This is a genomic window from uncultured Pseudoalteromonas sp. (genome assembly GCF_963922945.1).
Classification (GTDB): Bacteria; Pseudomonadota; Gammaproteobacteria; order Enterobacterales; family Alteromonadaceae; genus Pseudoalteromonas.
This window is the reverse complement of record NZ_CAWUKC010000174.1, coordinates 1-2,424: the sequence shown is the minus strand read 5'-3', so window position 1 is coordinate 2,424 and position 2,424 is coordinate 1. Positions and strand designations below refer to the sequence as shown.

3 protein-coding genes are annotated in these 2,424 nt (G+C 40.9%); all 3 read right to left on the bottom strand.

What is annotated here, in order from left to right:
* The coding region (locus AABI99_RS18080) for a cupin domain-containing protein (protein WP_338367507.1) at positions 1-247 on the bottom strand (247 nt) is incomplete at its 3' end.
* A gap of 91 nt (positions 248-338) precedes the next feature.
* On the bottom strand, positions 339-1,805 hold the full coding sequence (locus tag AABI99_RS18075; RefSeq protein ID WP_338367506.1) for a carbon starvation CstA family protein: 1,467 nt from the start codon (positions 1,803-1,805) through the stop codon (positions 339-341).
* Between the two features lie 268 nt (positions 1,806-2,073).
* Positions 2,074-2,424 (bottom strand): PfkB family carbohydrate kinase (locus AABI99_RS18070; protein ID WP_338367505.1); only part of this gene is annotated, 351 nt, incomplete at its 5' end.

The following is a 2,424-nucleotide window of genomic DNA, read 5'->3' as shown; positions in this document are numbered from 1 at the left end:
CTTGGGGAAAGTCCCCATGTTCATCTTGAAATACCCCTTCTAACACAAAAAACTCTTCACCACCGGTATGTACATGCGGCGAAAATTCGCTTCCTGGTGCATAACGTACAATACTCGTAGCACGAGCTACTTCAGCCCCAACTCTATCAAGTGGCCGCCTATCTACGCCCACCATAGGTGAAGGAATCCAATCAAGCTGCTTACTATGAACAACGACACGCTTACTAAAATCGGCGGCTATTTTCATTTTATTACCTTTAGAATTACTTAGTGCAAGAATAAATTTTATGCATAAAAAAAGCGAGCTTACTAAGCTCGCTTATTTAATTTTTAACGCTTTACGCTACATCTAGCTTTTTATGCTTAGAGTGTACAAACACTAAACCTACTAAGCCAATAACAACCACAGCGGCACCAATTGGTTTACCTAAGTCGGCCGATAAATTAAAGCCAATAACAGCAGTCATAATGTACGAAAGTGTTACGCCAGTAGCGATAACGGCAGGTATGCTGGTGATCCAGTGGAATGCACGTCTATCAAATAAGTACTTAGTTGCAAGCCATAGCACACTGGTTGAAAGCAGCATGTTTGAAAATGCAAAGTAGCGCCAAATAACTGAGAAATCTAATTTAGTCATAAAAAAGGCAATCGTTAAAATTGGCACTGCCAGTAATAAGCGATTACGTAAGCTTTGCGGAATATTAAACGCATCAACCACAGTTAAACGCAGTGAACGAAACGCTGTATCGCCTGAGGTAATAGGGAACACAGCAACAGCAATAATGGCCATAATGCCGCCCATTACGCCTAAGTAGCTGTTTGCTACATGGTTAACCACTAGGCCTGGACCACCTTGATCAAGCATTGCTTTTAAGCCTGCGTAACCTTCTGGGAATGCCGCAATACCCGCAAGTGCCCATACACACCCGACAATGCCTTCACACATCATTGCGCCGTAATATACTGGGCGCACGTATTTTTCGTTAGTTAAACAACGAGCAATAATAGGCGCTTGTGTAGAGTGGAAGCCACTAATAGCACCACACGTAATAGTAATAAACAGTAATGGCCATGTAGGTAAACCATCAGGGTTTGGCTCTAAAAAATCGTGCGCGTGGTCGGCTTCAAAGTAGGCTAAAAAGTCGCCTGCAACTGGTAAGTGTGGCGCATCTAGTAGTAATGCACCGGCTATTAATGTAGTCATTACAATCATTAATAAGCCAAATAGCGGGTAAAATTTAGTAATAATTTTATCAATAGGGAGCAGCGTTGCTAAAAAGTAGTACGCTAAAATAGCCAATACCCAAAAGGTATTATTGGCTAAAAAAGTGCCCTCAAACGCATCTAGGTTACTCAATAAGCCCGCTGGACTCATAATAAATACAACCCCCACAAAAAACAGTAGCATAGCTGTAAATATTAGCATAAAGCCTTTAAACACAACGTTGTAATAGTGCCCTGCTATTTCGGGTAAGCTTTTACCATCTTCTTTAATGCTCATCACACCCGAGAAGAAGTCGTGTACTGCACCGCCTAATACGTTACCTAGCACAATCCATACAAGTGCTACTGGTCCGTAAAGCGCGCCTAATATTGGCCCAAATATAGGCCCTACACCCGCAATATTTAAAAACTGAATTAAAAATGCACGCACAGGGTGAATGGCTACATAATCAACACCTTCATCAAAGCGTTTTTGAGGTGTATCAACTGTTGTATCCATACCTGCTTGTTTTTCAACAAACGGGCTATAAAACTTATATCCCAGTATTAAGATTGTTATGCAGATAAAAAAGATGATCATAAAGCACGTTTCTCTTTTTGTATTTGGAGTATAGAGCGTGTAATTAACGCCCCGCCTTTCAATCCATGAATAATCGACGAACATTAACAAAGTATTAATCACCCCGCTATAAGACGAATAGCTAATACACCAGCCACTTTTTATGCACCTTGCTCAACACTTAATCTAAATGGCTTAATAAATAAAAATTAAAGCAAAAAAAAGCGGCTTTACTAGAAAAGTAAAACCGCTTACACACAATGATTGGGTGTAACTGTGATTTATTATATTAAGCTGGGCTCATAAACTCGTTAATTTGTTCGTGAGTAAGTGTAGGTGTAGCACCGGCACTTTCGGCCACCATTGCCCCTACGGCACAAGCAAAATCAACAGCGTGCTGGGCACAATCGCTACTACAAAGTTGGTAAATTAACGACCCTAAAAATGAATCCCCTGCGCCAACTGTATCTACAACGCTAATTAAATAACCTGAGTTATAGTAATTCTCACCATTAATAGTGAGTAGCGCACCGTGGCTGCCTTTGGTTACACAAAGGTATTCGGTGTTAGTTTGCTGTGCAATAAACGCTAAGTTTTGCTCCAGTGAATGGAACTTACAGCCCATTGCTTTGGCAATTTC

Bases quoted from the DNA above. Each gene is read 5' to 3' on its own strand.
- AABI99_RS18075 (WP_338367506.1), bottom strand. From the start codon at position 1,805: ATGATCATCTTTTTTATCTGCATAACAATCTTAATACTGGGATATAAG.